The organism is Leptospira sarikeiensis (assembly GCF_004769615.1).
In the GTDB taxonomy this organism is placed as follows: domain Bacteria; phylum Spirochaetota; class Leptospiria; order Leptospirales; family Leptospiraceae; genus Leptospira_B; species Leptospira_B sarikeiensis.
Genome location: NZ_RQGF01000025.1, coordinates 12397 through 30938 on the forward strand (window position 1 = coordinate 12397; position 18542 = coordinate 30938).

Here is an 18542-nt window from a genome sequence, read left to right on the forward strand (position 1 = left end):
TTTAAAATTTTCCTTTTTACACTCTTTACCTTTCAGAACGTATTCTCTGCAGTAGATCGGATTCTACTAAATTTCCCTTATACAATACTTTCTTATAATAGGAATTTCGAATATAAACCTGCTCTTCCGGGGTTAAGTTCCAATTGAATACCTCCTTTCTCATTCTAAAAGCAAGATGAGAAAGAACAATCGCAACAGTTACTGAGATATTATAGCTCTCCGTAAAACCATACATTGGAAGTTTCAAGAACAGATCCGATTGTTCCATCGCATACTCAGAGAGCCCTTTTTCTTCCGAACCGAATAGGATCGCAAGGGGTTGCCCCAAGGGCAAAGTATCCAATTCATACGAATTTTCATAACTATGAGGAGAAGTTGCGACGATCTTATAGCCATTCTCCTTTAAACCGCTTATACAATGTCTAGTATTATCCTCGTTAGGTTTTTGATATTTATGGATCTGGAGCCACTTCTGAGCACCAAGAGCGATCCCCTCGTTCGGTTTGTAAGTGTTTCGATTTTCTATAACATGTATATCCGTTAGCCCTAGACACTCGGAAGTTCTTACAGGAGCGCTAGCATTATAAGGTTGGAATATATCTTCCATTACAATTGTTAAGTACTTTGTACGAAAGGAGACCACTTCTTCTATTTTTGATATCTTTTCCGGAGATATAAGAGTTTTAAAATACTCTTCAATCTTCTTAGCTTCTTCTAGATTTATAAAATTTGAATGTTCTGAAGAAGTTTTCATGGCAGAAATATTTCTTTTGCTAGGCAAGCTTCGACACGGCTCCAATTTTCACTAAACATATATTGAGCAAATATGTATATCTAATCTTATTTTTTATTGGATAGAAGTTTCAAAAAGGCATAATACAAAAAATCGGGCGAAAATAAAAAAATTCTAAAGTTTTTTTAAAAAGGGATTGTACTTTGTTTCCGAAAATCTATTATGTCCCCTATCTTGTCCGGTGGTGAAGGAAAATGCCCGAGCAATTGCAAAAGATCCTGAATAATATCAAAGAATTCTTTGGTTCTTTGGATACTACGAAAAAGCTGATTTTAGGAGGAGTAGCCCTCACTGTAGTCATAGCTTTAGGGCTTTTGACGACTATCTCTTCTCAAAAGAATAAAGTAATCCTCTTCCAAAACTTAACTGCAAAGGATTTTGCAGAAGTCACCAAGAAGCTGGATTCAATGGGATATGCCTACAGCACGGGAGACACAAGCATTGTCAGTGTGGATCCTGAGCAAAGACAGGAAATCATCACAAAACTGGCTCAAGAGAATCTAATCCCTGCAGGAGTGCAAGGATGGGAACTCTTCAACGTGGAGAAATTCACGGAAACCCAGTTTGACAAGGACATCAAGAAATACCGAGCCCTTAAAGGTGCAATCGAACAATCCTTAATGACCTTGAGACCGGTAGATAAAGCATTCGTAAACATAGCGATCCCGGAAGATGAGCTATTCAACTCGAACGCTTCCCCAGTAAAAGCGTCGGTTATCCTACATTTCATTCCTGGTGTAGAAGGAATTTCTAAAAAAGAAGTCAAAGGTATCGTAAACTTGGTTTCAAGAGCGGTCCCAAAATTGAAACCTGAAAACGTAGCAGTTGCAGACGCTGACGGTAAGATCATCTCCGACTTCGAAGAAGATTTGGAAAAAGAAAGATTAGAACTTAGAGTAGTACAAGAGAAATTAAGGATCCAAGAAGAACAAAGGATCCAAAGACTCATCGACGTACGAAACACTCTTCGCTGGTATTTAGGTGGAGAAGACAGAGTAGATATTACCCGTTTCGAGTATATGTTAAACTGGGATAAAGAATCTTATAAAGATAATCAAGTTTCCCCTGTAATCGAAAGACCGGATGATCCGAATACTCCATATTCCGAATTAAAGATCGTAGACGGATATAGCCTAAAAGTTTCTTCCAAAGAAACAAGTGAACAATTCACAGGAAGAGGATTCACACCGGACGGACCTGCAGGAACAGAACCGAACCTTCCTCCAGGCTACAAAGACACCGACTATCAAAAAGCGGATTATAAGAAAACCGAAAACATCAATAACTTCGAATTCAACAGAAGAGTAAGCGAAGTCCAAAAACAACCTTGGAAGATCGAAAAAGTGAATCTTTCGGTAGTTGTAGACGGCCAATGGACTAAAAAAGAAAACGCAGACAGCACAGGTTACGACAGAACTTATATCCCTGTTTCCGATGACGATTTAAGGACCATTCGTAAAAACTTAGAAGCAGCAGTAGGGATCGATAAGGCCAGAGGAGACCAAATCTCCGTGATTAGTATGGCAAAAGATCGTACGGCACAATTTGCTGCAGAAGACGAAGAATTAAGAAAACAGAAAGCGATCCGCCAAATGGTAATCGCATCACTTATCATTGTATTATTCTTAATACTCACCATCCTCATCTACAGAGCGATCAAAAAAGAAATCGCAAGACGCCGCAGACTACGCGAAGAAGAACTCGCAGCAATGCAGCAAATGATGAGAGAAGCAGCACTCCGAGTCATGGACGATGGAAGCGCGGAAGTAGAACTCTCTCTGGACGAAAAACTCAGAAGAGAACTTCTCGAAAACGCGATCAATCTCGCCAGGGAAAAACCGGAAGAAGTCGCACAACTTCTCCGCACCTGGCTCTCTGAAGAGGAAGCAACCTAATGAGTATCCTGTCCGGAAAAAGAAACCGGGCGGGACAGCTCCTCCGAATCCTGGGGGAGCATCTTCCCCCGGAAGTGTTTCGTCATCTTGGCCCCCAAGATACTACGAAACTTTTAGAAAGTTTTCACAAATCGGGAAAGCTGGGAGCAAAAGGAGAAAGAGAACTTCTGGGCTCTTTCTTGGAAGGTCTCTCCAGCGTTCCGAAGGAAGGGATCGATAAAGATACTCTTACCCTAATTCAAGAGCTCGAAACCATCTTAAGAGAAGACATAGTTTCCGAGCCGGAATGGTCCGAGGAACTTAAAGGTTATTCCAAGGAAGAACTCTCCAAGATCGTAGCAGGAGAATCTGCAGATAGGATCGCGCTCGTATTCTGCCATGCAGATCCGGATACCTCTGCTCGGGTCTTGGAAGAATTCCCGGAAGATACCCAGGAGGAGATCCTACTAGCGATCCGAAACCTGGATCTTTCTTCCTTAGGCTTAATCGATTCCCTGGAGAGGTTCTTACGTTTTAAAAGAGAAGTCCTAAAATCCTCCGATGCAGGAATTCCTACAAGGGACAGAGGCGGAAAAAGGGCTGCCGAACTTTTGGGCAAATTGGACCCTCAAGATTCCCAGAAATTATTCTCGCGGATACGCGAAAAGAGCCAGTCGTTTGCCGAAAATATAAATAAGCATTTCTTCCGAATGGAGGATCTGATGGACCTTAGCCGGGATGCATTAAACAAATTCCTGGGCGAGATCCACCCTATCGTTACCGCGACCGCTTTTAAAGGCACGGAACCGGAAACGAAGCAGATCTTATTGGAAAGGTTGGATCCAACTCTCGCCTCCTCCATCCGATTGGAAGAAGATTCTATGGGCCCGGTTTCCCTCGCTGAGATTGAAACCGCCCAAAATGGACTACTTGAAATTTTCAAGGAATCTGTAGAATCAGGAAGAATCAAGTTCCGGAGAAAGAACTAAAATGGCAAAACTAGTCTTCAAACCTATTCAGATCGCCGACATGCAGGATCAGGTAGAACTGCAGATCCCGGATAAATATAAAAAATTCCATAGGGATGAAGACGCCGAAGAGTTCGAAGTCGACCAAGAAGGAAATATTATAGAGCAATACCAAGGTCCTTCCATAGAAGAGATCGAGGCGGAGCTAAACCGTTATAAAGAAGAAACGGAAGAAAATATCAAAACAATGCTCGAGGACTCCCGCCGTAAGTCGGAAGAAATCGAGGAAGAAGGTCGTAAAAAAGCCTTCCAAATGATCCAGGACTCCAAGGAGAAAATCAAACTCGAGGAAGATTCAGGAAAAGCAAAAGCGGAACAAATCTTGGAAAGAGCCAAGATGGAAGCCGAAAGAATGATCAAAGAAGCCGAAATGAAAACGGCTGAGATCGAACACGAGGCTTACTTAAAAGGTTTCGAGGCTGGACGAGAAGTTGGTTTCCGTAAAGGCCAAGGTGAGGTCAGACGACTCATTGACCGTTTAGGAACAATCGTTGGTAAAGCGATCGATATCCGCGCGGAACTTATTCAAGCTTCCGAAAAACAGATGGTTGAGATGATCCTGATCATTGCTCGTAAGATCATAAAAGACGAGATCATTGAACGTAAAGAAATCGTACTCAATAATATTAGAGAAGCCTTAAAACGTATCAAGGACAGGGACCGCGCGGATATCCGAGTCAACTTCGCAGACTTGGAAATCACCACCGCCCACAAAGACGAACTTATCAAACTCATGGAGTCTCTTCGCAAGGTCAATATCTACGAAGACTCAAGAGTCGACAGAGGAGGAGTCATCATCGAGACAGATGTTGGTGCAATCGATGCAAGGATCTCCACTCAGCTCAAAGAAATCGAAGAAGCGATCCGAAATGCGGAGCCGATCTAATCTACCATTCACGTCCAAACTTAGTCTCCTACCCGGCCGCCTGAAACCGAGGCGGTCGGGTCAGGGGGGTTTTCTTTGTAGGCACTTCGACAGTCTTTCTACTTTGTTAGAATGCGACATAATTCAGTTATATTCTCATTATCACTTGACTCCGGGCAAAATCTCGGGGACTGTATGCTTGGGTTAAGAACAAAAAGATCATGATAGAGAAGAAGTTTCACGAAAAGGTAGACGTCATCTCCAAGTATTTCCTGATCTTGGACCGCACGGAAACCATCCGCAAATCCGGTAGAGTCGTTCGAGTTTCCGGAAACGTAATCTATTCAGAAGGCCCCCCAGACTCCAAGATCGGAGAGATCATGGAAGTCCAAAAAGCGGGAACAGAAGGATACCTACAATGTGAGATCGTAGGTTTCGAAAGCCATGTATATACACTTATGCCTCTCGGTCCTGTAGAGGGAGTATACCCAGATGCATTCGTATTCTCCTCCGGAAGAAGTTTGAATGTTCCTGTCGGAAAAGAACTCTTAGGTCGTGTTCTCAACGGTGTAGGACGCCCTATCGATAAAAAAGGACTCATCATTACCTCGGAAGAAAAATCTCCGGAAGGAGAAAGTATCAATCCTCTTGATCGCCCGGTGATCCGAGACGTTCTATTAACTGGTGTCAAAGCGATAGACGGTATTCTTACTGTAGGAAGAGGACAAAGGGTCGGGATCTTCTCCGGATCCGGAGTAGGAAAATCCAGCTTACTAGGTATGATCGCAAGATTCACAAATGCAGATGTGAATGTGATCGCGCTCGTTGGAGAACGAGGCAGAGAGGTAAATGAATTCTTAGAAAGAGACTTAGGAAAAGAAGGTCTCGCAAAATCGGTAGTATTTGCAGCGACCTCAGATTCTCCAAAAATGGAGCAGGTCAACTGCGCCCTACTCGCGACATCCGTAGCAGAATATTTCAGAGAACAAGGACTTCACGTAAACTTAATGATGGATTCCTTAACTCGTTTTGCACATGCAAATAGAGAGATCTCTGTCTCAAACCACGAGCCTCCGATCACTCGAGGATTCAGTTCATCCGTTTTTACTAAATTAGCAAAACTTGTAGAACGTTCCGGTACTTCCAAATCCGGAGGAAGTATTACAGGATTTTATACTGTATTAACGGATACGGACGAAATGGAAGATCCGATCGCTGACGCAGTACGAGGTTATATAGACGGGCATATCATTCTTTCCCGTAAACTTGCAGAGAGAAACCATTATCCTGCGATCGATATTCCTGCTTCGCTCTCCAGGGTCATGCAATCGATCGTAGAAGAAGATCAGTTCATGAGAGCAGGTATGATCCGAGAACTTATCTCCACTTATAATTCTGTGGAAGAATTGATCTTATTGAACGCGTATGTAAGAGGTTCAGACCCGAAAGTGGATCTTTCGATCCGCAAAAAGGATAAGATAGATTCTTATCTAAAACAAAGGCTTATGGAAAGAAGTCTTTTTCCACAAACAGTCAGTGGCTTAAGAGATATCTTAAAAGAAGAAAGAGAAGAAGAGGAATTCTAATAAATGAAAAGATTCCAATTCAGGCTCGAACCGGTCCTAAGATTAAAAAAGATCAAAGAAGACCAAAAACTAAAAGAACTCTCGGAACTAGTTGCAGAAGTCAATCTTCGAAAATCTGAAATAGATTCCAACGAAACAAGGATCAGATCCTTATCTTCCACCGAACTTAGTGGAAGCACCGACTTAAGAGAGTATTCATACTTACAAACATACATGAGACAATTGCTCACTCGAAATTCGGAGCTCGAAAATGAGATCCGTTCCTTCGATGAACCTGTAGAAAAAAAAAGAACAGAAGTCTCAGAGGCAAGAAAAGAGAAGAAGGTGTTGGAACTTCTAAAAGAAACCCGCTTCAAGGAGTATATGCATTCCTATAGAAAAGCGGAAAGAGTCCAGGCAGAAGAGCGATTATTAACAGATCTTTATAGAAAACAAAGGGAGGAAGCATATGGGGGCGATAGATCTAAACGGGATCCGAAAGTATTTACCTATGATACGGGAGGCATCGAGCGCACAGGTACAGAAGATGCGGGACTTTCTGAGCTCAGAAAACTTTACGAGCGTTATAAAAAGTGACCTCCCCTTTTTGGAAGTGCGTAAAACCGTAGAATCTTCCGATCCTATAATAGGAAGTATGTCTAACCTCCAAGATAAAATTTCTCATTTGGAAAATAAGGCCGGAGAATTGGAAAAAAGGATTTCCGGTTCTAGGCTAGATATCCGGGTATAAAAGTGGCAAGTTTAACCGACAAAGCAAGAGCTGTTTATCTAGTTCTTCTGATCATGTTTTTAGTCATGATCGGATTTTTCGCATTCCATTATTTTCAGATCATTGACGCTGCAGAAATATTCCCTTTCTTAAAAACCGAGCCAGGGCTCGTAAACGCGGATTCTGAGTCTCCTTCCGAACTGGAAAAATTAGAATTTCGTAAAGAGATGGAGAGACTCGCAAAAGACAGAGACGAGATCTCTCAAAGAGAAGACGAACTTAAAAAAGAAAAAGAACGTTTAGAAGCAGAGTTGGAAAAAATAGAAGAACTCAAAAGAGGTCTTACTTCCAAGGAAAACGAACTAAAATCTTCAGAGTCCGAGAAGAATAGCAGAGGAAAACTCGTAAAGGTCATGGCGGAGAAGGTTGCAAATATGCCTCCTGATAACGCAGTTCAAATGTTAACCAACTGGCCGGATAAGGATATTATAGACGTATTCATTCAAATGGATAAGGACGCAGAACAAGACGGAAGGCAGACTATCACTACTTATCTTCTTACATTATTTCCTGCGGAAAGAAGAGCGAATATAACCAATAAATGGTTGTCCAGATCGGATGTGATCAAGGCCCCTGAATCCAATTCGGAATCGGAAGAACTTTAAGAAAAACGGATCTTATGAATAGAATCAAAATTGCGCTGATTTTCATTATAGTTTTATCTACTGTTGAAGTTTACTCAAAGAGTAAAAAGGCGGCAACTCCTCCCAAACCAAAGTACGTAAGCGGAGAAGAACTGGTAAATAATCCGAGTAAAGCGGTGGGAGAAACTGTAAGAGTTGCCGGAACAGTTACCCATGTCTTATACAAAGGGAATTCGGTCCGCTTCGTAGTTCATTTTTCAGGAAAACCTGTTGTATTGGATTCGGATGATTCCGGACTCATGAATAGAGTCTATGTAGGATCTTATATAGAAGTCTGCGGATTTTACTTAAAAAACAAAAAGTTAGATCTGGACGGTAAAAGAACAGATATGCCTTCCATCGTAGTAGAACAAACTTATTGCTCGAACTAGCTTCGCACAGAGACCACGAAGTTCACAGAGAAACTTGTTCAAAATAAAAAATCTCTGCGACTTAGCGGCTCTGCGTGGAATTAAATCTTTGCGCCTCTTTAAAACTCAGTGATCTCTATGTGCTCCGTGCGAACCCTATCTTCCCTTTAAGAAAACTTCAGTTCTTTCCTTCGCGTTTTGGCGAATGTTTCCATAGAATAGATGAAAATCTCCTGTATGCAAGCTCCCGTCATTCCCTAAGGATATTATTTTGATTTTTGGATCATGGATCCACAGAGCTCCACTATTACATTTTGCATCCGCCGCATTCGGAACAAACTTATCGAAACTTCGATTCACACTTCCTAAATTCATAGAAGCGGGAGAATGTTCTTCATTTTGATCCCAACTTAAAGGATTCACACAAACAGGATCCTTACTATACCTTTCCAATAAACGTCCTGGAGAATTTCCCCAGATGTAGGAGTTCCAACCTACAACACATCCTGTTTCCGTCTTATTTTTGCAAACGGGCAGACCTGTTTCCTCTTGCGCAAATGGAAATCCGACAGAATAAGAAATGATCAAATTTTTCTTATATTCCGGATTCGTCGAGATTACTTCCTTTAGAAGGCGGACCGAGTGACGAGTTCCTTGGCTATGAGAAGCGATAATGTACGGCCTACCCTGATTCCAATGTTTCATATAATGAAGGAATGCAGCTTTAACATCCTGAAATGCTAGGTCCAAAGCCTCATTACCTTCCGGAGTTTCCTTTGTAAAAACGACCAAAGCAGCTTGTCTATATCTGGGAGCATATACTCTAGAAATTTCATTAAACGCAGAAGCTTGGGTCCTTACCGCATTTTTATCCGTTCTCTCATTTAAACTAGGATCATTTAGATCCCCGTTCCAATATTTAGGACGAAGTAATAGCGTAGTGGGATGGATATAGAAAGTATCTACTTTTGCATCCGCTTGATTTTCCCTTAGACCGGAATCTTTGGGAATCTCGTCCGCGGTATCCTTTTTCTCAGGATGAGCCGACCAAACATCCAGATTGGAATAGTTGGGAGAATTTAAGTTTTTACTTTCTGCAAAAGAATTCCTTGGGTTCAAAAGAAACAAACAATTGGAACCTAATAATAGAATTCCTATAAAAAAAGCAGTTCTTGGTAGAACTTTCGCACCATTTCTCATTTGAATATCCAAAACAATATTTAATAGTGAGAACCTATAGAGAAGATTTAGTTCCGATTTTATGCAGTGGCTTTTCTCCACCTATAGATCCAGAATAACCAACTTCCAACAATCGCAAAAGAGGTTAATGTTTGAGCAAGATCCGGATTCTGTAGAAATCCAACGAAGTATAAAAATGGAAACAAACACCCTAAAACAATCGAGGTAACCAAGGAAGATACCTGAAGCCTGAACTTGTCCAAAGAGCCAAAAACCTTATTCGTTGAGAAAAGGTAGAATAAAAGAAGTGTAGGAAGAACGGCACCTATATAGGCCGCAAATGCTCGAACTTCTCCTAAAGAATTCAAAAATTCTAAACCGAACAATAATTGCACCGTTCCGAGTAAATGTTCCAAATAAAAAAAGTATACACAGGTCAGAAATAAGAAGATTGGAAGGTACTTTAGAATATTTATATTTGGTTGTCTTATGAAAAGATCCATAGGACAGATCACGGTCAAAAATCCCCACCAATAGATCGCTTTAACTGGGATCAAAATAAAACTTATCGAGTAAGAAATCAAACTTTGAAAAGCGGGTTCTTCCGTGGAATAACTAGCCACTACCTTAGCCTGAAGGAAATACACTAGGATAGGTAGAGCTCCGATCAATAACATCAGTCCCTTAGCCTGGTTATCTGTTGGAAGATATTTTTCAATAGAAGAAAGTAGAGGTTTTTTTCTAAGGATTGAAAAATTACCTAAGAAAGGTTCTAAGATAAAAAGCCCCATTGTGAACAATTCCACCCAACCGAAAGAATAATACCCTGAGAAAAAAGCTAAAGAAAGATACCCGAATGTTTTCAAGGAAGTCTCTAGTATGGAAGCGGTATTTTCCGATTCCGGAAAAGGATTACCATCAGGATTCGAATTCTTAAAAAAACTGCCCGATTGATATTTATATAGTCCGGACTTTCTATCAGGATCGTTCGGGGCGATAAAAGTTTGGAATAATGCCAATAACAATTGAACGATAATAAATCCTATAATCGCGAATTTTGCTAACTTAGAAATTCTTTGTTCTTCCGTGTTCATGAGTTCTAAAAAAATATGGGAGTCTAAATTTTCTGCAATAGTAAATTTGAGATCCTTAAGATTAAGCTAAAAAGACGTTATTAAAAAAGGATTTTTTCCAGTTCGTTTAAGGCATTGTCCAATGTATCATTAATGATTAAATGATCGAATTCATCCTTGCGAGCGAGTTCTTCCTTCCCGTTACGTATCCTTTTTAGAATACTTTCTTCGGAATCTGTGCCTCGACCTCTAAGCCTTCTTTCCCATTCTTCTTCGTTGGGAGGTAAAATAAAAATGGTGATCGCTTCTTTGCCAAGTTTTTGTTTTACTTGAGCCGCTCCCTGGACATCCAGATCCATGATCACTGATCTACCGGAGGAAATACATTGGCTTACAAATTTTGCAGGAGTTCCATAATAGTTATCATGGACCTTCGCCCATTCCAGAAATTCTCCGTTTTCTATTCCGGATTCGAACTCTTCTTTGCTAAGGAAAAAATACGTTACCCCTTCTTTGTCTCCTGGACGAGGAGCCCTTGTAGTACAAGAGACTGAAAAAGCCAAATCTGGATGTTTGGCTCGGATCATTTGGATTAATGTAGATTTGCCCCCGCCTGCAACGGAAGAAAGAACGATCAGCTTGGGAGTATTCAGTCCTTTTCTTCCTCTTCTTCTGCGATTGAATTGTCCCTACTCTCTATTCTACGAGTGAGTGCCTCTACGCGAAGATTGGATAAGATCAGATGATTGGAGTCTGTAATGATAATGGACCTTGTCTTTTTACCTTGGGTTGCGTCGACCAAACTGTTATTACTTTTGGCTTCGTTCCGGATCCTTTTTGCGGAAGCGGAATCTGAATGAATGATACCCACGATCTTGGAGACCATCACTATGTTTCCAAAACCAACATTCAAGACGCTAAATTGGGACATTAGGTCCTCCTATTTCTCTCCAACCTAAATCTTTCGATTATATCCACTTCACCAGTGGCAAGATCCAAGGCTTCTGAGATTTCTTCATGAGAATATCCTTTTTTCAAGAGGAAAACTACCTTCTCAATTTTACTCGCACCTTCTCCCAGGTCTTTTAGCGCGGTTTCGGAGGAAATTTTTACGGAATCCTGTTTTTGAGGAGCGTAACCGCTCATCTTTTTTTCTAGGATCTTTCCGAAGTTTTCTTCCAATGGAATTTTATTGTCCGTCTTTTTCGGATTAGAACTCGTTTTTTTCAAATCCAATTCAGGAGAATATTCGGCACCCGCTTTTAAGGATCCTCCACTGATATCTTCCGAAAATTGGATTCTATTTTCTTGGAAAGGATCCCCATCCAAAGAAATATCAAAGGTAGAACTAGGATTGTACATCGGTTGAGGAGTCCTAGTAGGAGAAATTTCTCCCATTAATTCTTCGGCATCTTTCCAGCCCATTACGTCTTTGATCTTTTTGCCGAAGTTTTTTAGGATACCAAGTGTTCCCGATTCTGTTTCAGTAGGTTCTAAATTTTCTTTTTTAATATTCTTCTTATCTGGATCCAAAAAAGGTTTAGGAGTTTCTCGAATATTGGATTCGGTCAGATTCTGTTTATATAATCTTCCTACACCTTCTCCCGCTTTTGCTGCAAGTTCCTGTCTTCTATTCTCCAAAGAATCGGTAGGGCCAGTCTTTAATTCTTTTTGTTTTTCACGGATTAAAGTTAGATATTCGTTTTTGAATTTTTCCTCGTCCGAGATTTGGATCTCTTTCGAAATCGGCTGGATCATTTCGTCTTCGTCTTCGACCGTTTCAAATTCTAAGATCGGTTCGGAGACGATTTCTTGTTTTTCAACTTTTTTGGTTTCTCCGGCGAAGATACGATCAGGAAGAGATTCCAATTTTTGGAGGATACTTTTATATTTTTCCTCCAGAGAATCTGAACGCTGTACTAGGATCTTATATGCTTGGATCTTAGAATTTAGAAGTTCGATCTGACTTTCCGTTTCTGTTTGGACCTCGTCCACAAGACTACGGATCTCTTCGTTGATCCGTCGGATCATATGAGAACGTATCCTTTTCGTGACTTGTGCGGAAATTCCGACGTACAAGCCTGCGGCTATGATCATATTTAAGAATAGGACTGTAAAAAGTTCCATAGCTCCAACCCCGGTTCGAGGAGTTCCAACAACATTCCTCGGGAGTCCGCCAGGTTTTTACTTAAGCTATATAATCCACTGTCGAGCGAGTAGGAGTTCTGATCTCCGTTTTTCTTCCGCTCTTATCGTAGGAGAATATCCTCTCCTTTCCACCCTCGGGTTTTGGCCCTTTAAAAGAACGGATTTCTTTTTCTATTTCTCCGATCCTTTGGGTGTATGAGTTACGTAATCTCTCTCTGTATTCGGGAGATAAGGAAAAAGTCTCGGTGTACATCTGCACCGCATACTTTTTATCTACTGAATACTCTCGGACCGCCTTTTCGTTTTGAGCAATTACGTTCGAGAGAGTATGGGGGTTCTCCACCATAGCCCTTCGGACTAGATCGTTCGTAGCGCCGTATCCGGATAGAGGTTCGTTTAGCCTCATATCCTTTATTTTCCTCTAGATCTGTTTTTTCTCCAGTCTTTTTTATCCGGCTCGGGATCTTGGTAAGGCAATTGGCGAATGACCCCATTCTCTTCCACAAAGGTCTTATGTTTGATCTCATTGCGGGTCTTGAAGTCTGCACTTTTGATCTTGATCGTAACCCCACCAAATAGGGTCTTTTCTACGCTGATCTTGCCGTTTGCGGCCCTTTCTTCTATATAAGCCTTTAAGTTCTGGATCTCGTTCTCGTATTCTCGGACCCGAACTTCCAATTTTTCGACAGCCTTGCTGGTCTTGGAAAGCTGCTGCTCATGATCCTTTGTGAAGGATGCAGGGTCGTTTTCCTTTCTGGCCTTGAGAGTTTTTAAACTTTTGGAAACTTGCTCGAACTTATCTTGGTTCTCCGCGAGTTTTTCCTCATACTCGGAAATTTGTTTTAGGACTTTCGGATCCGTTCCTACAATCAGTTCGGTGGCAGGGTTTGCAGAAGATCCAATCACTTTTGCTGCGATCGTATCCGATGCTCGGATCGTTCCTCCTACAATCTGTCCTCGTTTTCCGTTGGAGATTACCTTACCACCGGCACTTACAAAACAGTGTAGAATTCCTTCTTGGACAACCACGTCCTTTTCAGTGACTACAGTTGCGTTCTGGATAAACTTAGCGATTACGTTCCCGCCAGTGGATTCAATTCTAGCCTCGTCCCTTCCGGAAACCCCTTGGCGAATGATGATGTCTCCGTCCGCTTCTACGTTTGCCTTTTGGACCGTGCCGTAGATCTCGATATTGCCTGCTGCTTTTACTGAATAATTATCTTCTACGTTTCCAGTGATGATTACTGAACCAAGGAAGGTAACATTCCCTGTTTTAATTCCAACATCTCCGTTCACTCTGTAAACTGTTTCGACAGAGAGTCTTCCACTCGCATAAACTACCTGGCCGTTTACTTCCGCAGTAAGTTTGGTCCTGTCTTCTGAAAGGATCGTTCCTTTTCCTTGTTTGAGTTCGGTGTCCAATCCGTCTTTTGCAGGTAGAAGTTCGTTGAATAATGTGCGTCCGTATTTCCCTCTTTCCGCAGGAATTTTTTCCGCGAGAAGCTGACCTACTACTACGTTCTCGATCAGGTCCATGTCCTTATAGTCCACTTTGCCCGATTCGTCCTCTCTAAAGACTACTTTCTTTTGGATACGAACATGATAGATGATGGTTGCGTTTTTACCGTTAAGAGGTTGGTCGCCTTCCGCAGCCGTGAAAGGTTGGTTGAAGAATTCATCTTCCAGTTTTTTCTGGATCTCTTCTTCTTTTACTCCGTATTTGATCCCTGCGTTTTTGAGATAATTGACTACGTCTTTGACTTCCAGATCTCTTCCGCCCGGTTTAGGAGGAACGAAAGTAATTTTGGCTCTCATCTTATCCGGAGAAATATCCAACATCATTTTTCCCTCGGCGCCTTGGCGAGGTTTCATATTGGAAATATAAACAGGTTCCCCTTTGGTATCTTTTACGACTTTACGGATTTGATTATCTTCTACCTGAGCAACTCCTCGAACGGAAAGTCTTCTGGAAACTTCCGCCATATCGATTGCCTTTCCTTCTCCAGAGGGAGGGAATACAGTTAGATATACACCGTTACGTAAAATTTGAACAAGAGCTCTTCCGTCTCTATCCTTAGGTTGTAGGAATTCCTTCAGATCTTTAGAGACTAGTTTACCGGAACCTCCGGTTAACTTTTTATCCAGCTCCGAAAGTTCGTCTAGGAATGTATCTTCCGGTAGAACGGAGGCTCGGATATGCCAAGGCTCCGATCCGAATAGTTTTTTCTTTCCTCGTTTGAGTACTATATAATCCAGTTCGTGTGATTTTCTCTTCAAGTGGGCCGCAGCCATCTGAAGACATTTTTCTAATGTAGGAGCTATGACTTCGACCTGCTCGTTCTCAAGCTTGTCTAGTTCTTTAGATTGGTCTTTAAGAAAGGATGTAAGACTCAAAGACGTAACTCCTCCTCTGACAGTCGGGTCCGGGGGTTTGGAAAATCGGATTCCCCGGAGATGGGGTGGCCTGAGACCTTGGCTCAGGCCAGGGGAAGGCATTCCCCTGCACATTTAGTATATTATTTTTTACTAATAACCGACTTTACTTTTCCGAGTTTGCTTCTAAGCCTTGCGACTGCTCTAGTATGTAATTGGGAAATCCTGGATTCTGTTACTTCCAAAACTTCTCCGATCTCTTTTAGAGTTAGATCCTCGTAATAATAAAGAACGATTACTTTTTTCTCTTTGTCCGGAAGAGTTTTGATCGCTTCCACGATCACGTTTTTGATCTCTTCTTTTTCGATGATCGTATCCGGATTCATGTTCATCGGAGACTCTAAAGTTTCCATGAAAGAAACTTCATCATTCTCATCTCCGAGGAACCAGATATCATTCAAAGAAACGAGAGATGTTCCGCTGATCTTAGTAAGAAGACTGTTGAACTCTTCGACGCTGATCCCCATTTCTTTGGCGATGGCCTCGTCTTCTACATGAGCGCCCTCTTTGTTCTCGAGCATCCCGATGATCTGCTCTAACTGTTTCGCTTTTTGGCGAATAGAACGAGGGATCCAGTCGATGGAACGAAGCTCGTCGAAGATGGAACCGCGAATACGAGTCATCGCGTAGGTCTTAAACTTGATCTGTCTTTCCGGATCGAATTTTTCGATCGCGTCTAAGAGTCCGAAAACTCCGTAAGAAACTAGATCGTCGAACTCTACGTTTTGAGGCATACCGATCGCAATACGACCAGCCACGTGTTTGACTAGAGGAGAATATTTTTCTACAAGATAACTGCGAATATTTTGATCTTTCGAGTCCCGATAGGACTTCCAAAGTTCGGTTTCATCCGTATTATTGTATTTATCAAAAAGTTTGGACATAACTACGGAATTGGCTGGTCCTCTGCTTAAGAGTGTCGTGGACCAAACCGATTTGCAATAGCATTTTTTGTCTCAAAAAAGGGAAATCAAGCAGTTTTTTGTCTCATTGGTTTCTAGACCGGAAATCGACTTAAATTGTCTCCGTTGGAGTTCCAACAAGCGGGTATTTTAGGAAAATATTTAGTAAAATCGGGAAATCCGTCCGAAAAAACTTTCCTACTTCTCCGCGTTGCCATCGTCTTTTGCGAGCATGGTTCGGATCGCTTCCGCCATGAGTTTCGGTTCGTTTTTGATCGCGATATTTTCCACGATGATATGATCCCCGAATTTATCTGCTTTTCTGCGAGGAATTCCACTCGCTGCCGCTCTCATTTCATCAGGGCTGCTTGGAGAATCGTAACCTGGAGAAGAACTGTCCATATCGGAATGAGATCCGTAGGAAGAACTACCTCCCCCTTCAAGTCCGTCTTCGTCCCCGCCGGAATATCCCCCGGTAAAATTGCGTAGTAGTTCTAAAAATTCAGGGACCTTCATTTCCAAAACGGTATATACCCCGAATCCGAAACCTGCCATCCCGACCGTAGACAAAAAAGTAATGAAGATGATATGGCCGAGGTAATTCCCGACCATGATCCCGCAAACTGTACTTATGATTAGTCCTAAAAAGGAAAAAAGAGCGAGAAAACCGATTTGTAGGTTCACTCTTCCTCGCTCATTTGTTTTTCTCGAACGTCTACGAAATTGAAGAATTTTTTGAAGAAGCCGGTGATCCCGGAATCGTCAGAGTTATCCATTTCTTGGTTGAGAAGTGAGTAAGTGATCCGGTTCAAACATGCGGAAGCCTTACTCTTTGGAGAGTGGATGATATACGGTTTTTGCTCCCGGATACTTTTTTCCACCTCGTCGTCTTGGAAGATAAATCCTAAATTTTCTACTCTTACTTCTAAGAACTGTCCGGAGATGTCGATCACACGGTCCGCGACTTTTTTTCCTTCGATAGCAGAACGCACACGGTTCACTACCATCTTCAGATTTTTGTCCCTGCTTTGGGAAACGATCGCTTTGATGAGTCCGTAAGAATCAGTGATTGCAGTAGGCTCAGGTGTAGTAACTACGATCACATCATCCGCAGGAAGTGTAAGCCCGATCACGTTAGAGCTAATTCCCGCACCTGTATCAATGATCATATAATCATAAGAATCCAGATCTGCGAATCCCTTGATCAAATTATTTCTTTGAGTATCGTTTAGGTTTGCTAGTTGAGAATAACCGCTAGCACCTGCAATGATATCCACTCCTTCAGGAGCTTGGATGATGATGTCCTTTAGACTTTTATGTCCCTTGACTACATGGTATAAATTGTATTTCGGTATGATCCCGAGAATGACGTTTACGTTTGCAAGCCCAAGGTCTCCGTCGAATACTAGAACCTTTTGGCCAGCCTTCGCCATGGAGATAGCAAGGTTTACGGATATGGTACTTTTACCGACCCCGCCTTTTCCGGAAGCGATCGCAATAATTTTTGTCATAGGTTTGGTTGAAGACACTAGCTTCAAACTGGTATTACCCTCGGTAAGTTTCCGCAACTGAGTGGCTTGGTCCATCCTAACCTCTTTCTCTGGGACTTAAGCGTCGAAAGACCTTAAGCGGAGAAAACCTCTCCTCTGATCTCGACGATTTTTTCCGGACTTACTGCGCATTCAGCGAGTTGGTGTTTTTCCGCAGGGATCATATCGAAGGGAACTTCTTGACCAACACTCAAATGGGTAAAACCCTTATTAAGTGTATCGGCTAGTTCCAGAAATCCACCCAAAAATTCCGCTTCGTCCAGTTTAGTTAATAAAATTCTACGGAATCCAAGGGGTTCGTAGGCCTTCATTACGGAGTGGGTGTGATGATACGAAGAAGTCGCTGATAATACAAGGATATTTTCAACGTTGTCCCTTTCTCCAAAAGCGGAAAGATATCCGTACATTTTACTCAACTGATCCACGTTGCGATGACTATAACCCGCAGTATCTATTAGAATTAACTCGGAACCATCTCTTGCCAAAGTCTCTTGGAAACGTTTCAGGTCCTTTACGGCATAAAAAGGCATTTCCATGGTATCCGCGTAGCGTTTCAATTGCTCGATCGCAGCGATCCTATAATTGTCTGTAGTGTACAGAGAGACCGATTTTCCCATATGAAGATGATACTTAGCGGCTAGTTTTGCGATACTTGTAGTCTTTCCGCTACCTGTAGGTCCCACAAAGAAGATCACTTTCCTCTGTCCTCTTCTGGTTCCCTTGAAAACGTCAGGCTCTACTTGAACTCTTTCCGAAAGAACCTCTACGATTTTCTCCTGAACCGCTGCAGTTCTAGAACGATCCAAAGGAGAAAGTCTTTGCTCCACTTGGGAAATAATTTCTTCCGCGTATGCCTCGCTCATTCCTTCTTTGACAAGCTTATCCCTCATTTTAAGGATATTGGAGTCTTGCTCCTGTCTGACTGGGCGGGAAATTCTAGGCTCGAATTCTTTGGAGAAGGAAAGACCAATCTCATCATTATCCGAATTTTCTGCGGATGTTTCGATAAGTTCTTTCGGGAGTGAAGAAACCCTAGGACGAGAAGATCTTTCTTCCCAGCTTGGAAGTTCTTCTAGACTTCTTCTTTTCTCAGGAGCTTGGTTGGATTTTTGCTTTAATAGTTCTTTTAGGTCTTGGAGTTTTTTCTCCACCTTCTCACGAGAACTCGCTTTTTCAGGAATTCCTACTTGGATCTCCACGATCTTACGAGCCATAAGACCTGTTCCGAAAACACCGCCTTCGGTTAGGATCCTATGTTCGATCACATGGGCTTCCGGTCCGTATTTCATCTTCATCTGCATTAGGCAATCTTGTAAGTCCTTGCCTCTAATCTTTGCGAAATCCATCT

19 protein-coding genes are annotated in these 18542 nt (G+C 42.0%); 7 read left to right on the plus strand and 12 right to left on the minus strand.

Annotation, left to right across the window (positions count from 1 at the left end):
* Positions 1–25: 25 nt before the first annotated feature.
* Positions 26–754 carry a TrmH family RNA methyltransferase gene (locus tag EHQ64_RS09250; protein WP_135649203.1) on the minus strand — a complete coding sequence of 243 codons (729 nt, stop codon included), beginning with the start codon at positions 752–754 and terminating at the stop codon, positions 26–28.
* A gap of 233 nt (positions 755–987) precedes the next feature.
* On the opposite strand from EHQ64_RS09250, the gene fliF reads away from it, so the two are divergent.
* The 7 genes from fliF to EHQ64_RS09285 all read left to right on the plus strand — a co-directional run bounded on the left by fliF (position 988) and on the right by EHQ64_RS09285 (position 7930).
* A complete protein-coding gene (fliF, locus tag EHQ64_RS09255) occupies positions 988–2688 on the plus strand; it encodes a flagellar basal-body MS-ring/collar protein FliF (RefSeq protein WP_135649204.1) in 1701 nt (566 codons plus the stop codon).
* Positions 2688–3656, plus strand: coding sequence for a FliG C-terminal domain-containing protein (locus EHQ64_RS09260; RefSeq protein WP_135649205.1), 969 nt, complete (start codon positions 2688–2690; stop codon positions 3654–3656). The genes fliF and EHQ64_RS09260 overlap by 1 nt, the downstream gene beginning before the upstream one ends.
* Position 3657: 1 nt before the next feature.
* Positions 3658–4581, plus strand: a complete 924-nt coding sequence (gene fliH / locus EHQ64_RS09265; RefSeq protein WP_135649206.1) for a flagellar assembly protein FliH — start codon at positions 3658–3660, stop codon at positions 4579–4581.
* 200 nt (positions 4582–4781) lie between these two features.
* Complete coding sequence (locus EHQ64_RS09270; protein WP_135649207.1) at positions 4782–6146, plus strand: FliI/YscN family ATPase; 1365 nt, start codon at positions 4782–4784, stop codon at positions 6144–6146.
* A gap of 3 nt (positions 6147–6149) precedes the next feature.
* Complete coding sequence (locus EHQ64_RS09275) at positions 6150–6722, plus strand: flagellar export protein FliJ (protein WP_135649208.1); 573 nt, start codon at positions 6150–6152, stop codon at positions 6720–6722.
* Positions 6723–6878: 156 nt separating this feature from the next.
* Positions 6879–7520: a periplasmic-type flagellar collar protein FlbB gene (locus tag EHQ64_RS09280; protein WP_135649209.1), complete on the plus strand. Its 642-nt coding sequence runs from the start codon at positions 6879–6881 to the stop codon at positions 7518–7520.
* 14 nt (positions 7521–7534) lie between these two features.
* Positions 7535–7930, plus strand: a complete 396-nt coding sequence (locus EHQ64_RS09285) for a TOBE domain-containing protein (protein ID WP_135649210.1) — start codon at positions 7535–7537, stop codon at positions 7928–7930.
* 135 nt (positions 7931–8065) lie between these two features.
* On the opposite strand, the gene EHQ64_RS09290 is transcribed toward EHQ64_RS09285, so the two are convergent.
* The 11 genes from EHQ64_RS09290 to flhF form a co-directional block, all read right to left on the minus strand.
* Positions 8066–9109, minus strand: a complete 1044-nt coding sequence (locus tag EHQ64_RS09290; protein WP_135649211.1) for a DUF3089 domain-containing protein — start codon at positions 9107–9109, stop codon at positions 8066–8068.
* A gap of 59 nt (positions 9110–9168) precedes the next feature.
* Entirely contained in the window at positions 9169–10182 is a 1014-nt protein-coding gene (locus EHQ64_RS09295; RefSeq protein ID WP_135649212.1) for a hypothetical protein, read from the minus strand.
* An 80-nt stretch (positions 10183–10262) separates the two neighbouring features.
* The gene (gene gmk, locus EHQ64_RS09300) at positions 10263–10799 is read right to left on the minus strand and encodes a guanylate kinase (protein WP_281275527.1); all 537 of its coding nucleotides are present in this window, start codon (positions 10797–10799) and stop codon (positions 10263–10265) included.
* An 11-nt stretch (positions 10800–10810) separates the two neighbouring features.
* Positions 10811–11092, minus strand: coding sequence for a DUF370 domain-containing protein (locus EHQ64_RS09305; protein ID WP_008597280.1), 282 nt, complete (start codon positions 11090–11092; stop codon positions 10811–10813).
* Positions 11092–12288, minus strand: a complete 1197-nt coding sequence (locus EHQ64_RS09310; protein ID WP_135649214.1) for a hypothetical protein — start codon at positions 12286–12288, stop codon at positions 11092–11094. The genes EHQ64_RS09305 and EHQ64_RS09310 overlap by 1 nt, the downstream gene beginning before the upstream one ends.
* Before the next feature lie 61 nt (positions 12289–12349).
* Positions 12350–12715 (minus strand): hypothetical protein, encoded by a 366-nt coding sequence (locus EHQ64_RS09315; RefSeq protein WP_135649215.1) that lies wholly within the window; start codon positions 12713–12715, stop codon positions 12350–12352.
* Between the two features lie 5 nt (positions 12716–12720).
* Positions 12721–14703 (minus strand): FapA family protein, encoded by a 1983-nt coding sequence (locus EHQ64_RS09320; RefSeq protein WP_135649216.1) that lies wholly within the window; start codon positions 14701–14703, stop codon positions 12721–12723.
* Positions 14704–14825: 122 nt separating this feature from the next.
* Positions 14826–15626: an RNA polymerase sigma factor WhiG gene (gene whiG / locus EHQ64_RS09325; RefSeq protein ID WP_135649217.1), complete on the minus strand. Its 801-nt coding sequence runs from the start codon at positions 15624–15626 to the stop codon at positions 14826–14828.
* Between the two features lie 216 nt (positions 15627–15842).
* Positions 15843–16328 (minus strand): hypothetical protein, encoded by a 486-nt coding sequence (locus EHQ64_RS09330; RefSeq protein WP_135649218.1) that lies wholly within the window; start codon positions 16326–16328, stop codon positions 15843–15845.
* Entirely contained in the window at positions 16325–17230 is a 906-nt protein-coding gene (locus EHQ64_RS09335; RefSeq protein ID WP_135649219.1) for a MinD/ParA family protein, read from the minus strand. The genes EHQ64_RS09330 and EHQ64_RS09335 overlap by 4 nt, the downstream gene beginning before the upstream one ends.
* A 38-nt stretch (positions 17231–17268) precedes the next feature.
* Complete coding sequence (gene flhF / locus EHQ64_RS09340) at positions 17269–18540, minus strand: flagellar biosynthesis GTPase FlhF (protein ID WP_135649220.1); 1272 nt, start codon at positions 18538–18540, stop codon at positions 17269–17271.
* Between the last annotated feature and the right edge of the window lie 2 nt (positions 18541–18542).

What these genes read in the sequence shown, in the direction of transcription:
- EHQ64_RS09250 (WP_135649203.1), bottom strand. Translation starts at nt 754, where the DNA reads ATGAAAACTTCTTCAGAACATTCAAATTTTATAAATCTAGAAGAAGCT.
- fliF (WP_135649204.1), top strand. Translation starts at nt 988, where the DNA reads ATGCCCGAGCAATTGCAAAAGATCCTGAATAATATCAAAGAATTCTTT.
- EHQ64_RS09260 (WP_135649205.1), top strand. Translation starts at nt 2,688, where the DNA reads ATGAGTATCCTGTCCGGAAAAAGAAACCGGGCGGGACAGCTCCTCCGA.
- fliH (WP_135649206.1), top strand. Translation starts at nt 3,658, where the DNA reads ATGGCAAAACTAGTCTTCAAACCTATTCAGATCGCCGACATGCAGGAT.
- EHQ64_RS09270 (WP_135649207.1), top strand. Translation starts at nt 4,782, where the DNA reads ATGATAGAGAAGAAGTTTCACGAAAAGGTAGACGTCATCTCCAAGTAT.
- EHQ64_RS09275 (WP_135649208.1), top strand. Translation starts at nt 6,150, where the DNA reads ATGAAAAGATTCCAATTCAGGCTCGAACCGGTCCTAAGATTAAAAAAG.
- EHQ64_RS09285 (WP_135649210.1), top strand. Translation starts at nt 7,535, where the DNA reads ATGAATAGAATCAAAATTGCGCTGATTTTCATTATAGTTTTATCTACT.
- EHQ64_RS09290 (WP_135649211.1), bottom strand. Translation starts at nt 9,109, where the DNA reads ATGAGAAATGGTGCGAAAGTTCTACCAAGAACTGCTTTTTTTATAGGA.
- EHQ64_RS09295 (WP_135649212.1), bottom strand. Translation starts at nt 10,182, where the DNA reads ATGAACACGGAAGAACAAAGAATTTCTAAGTTAGCAAAATTCGCGATT.
- EHQ64_RS09305 (WP_008597280.1), bottom strand. Translation starts at nt 11,092, where the DNA reads ATGTCCCAATTTAGCGTCTTGAATGTTGGTTTTGGAAACATAGTGATG.
- EHQ64_RS09310 (WP_135649214.1), bottom strand. Translation starts at nt 12,288, where the DNA reads ATGGAACTTTTTACAGTCCTATTCTTAAATATGATCATAGCCGCAGGC.
- EHQ64_RS09315 (WP_135649215.1), bottom strand. Translation starts at nt 12,715, where the DNA reads ATGAGGCTAAACGAACCTCTATCCGGATACGGCGCTACGAACGATCTA.
- whiG (WP_135649217.1), bottom strand. Translation starts at nt 15,626, where the DNA reads ATGTCCAAACTTTTTGATAAATACAATAATACGGATGAAACCGAACTT.
- EHQ64_RS09335 (WP_135649219.1), bottom strand. Translation starts at nt 17,230, where the DNA reads ATGGACCAAGCCACTCAGTTGCGGAAACTTACCGAGGGTAATACCAGT.
- flhF (WP_135649220.1), bottom strand. Translation starts at nt 18,540, where the DNA reads ATGGATTTCGCAAAGATTAGAGGCAAGGACTTACAAGATTGCCTAATG.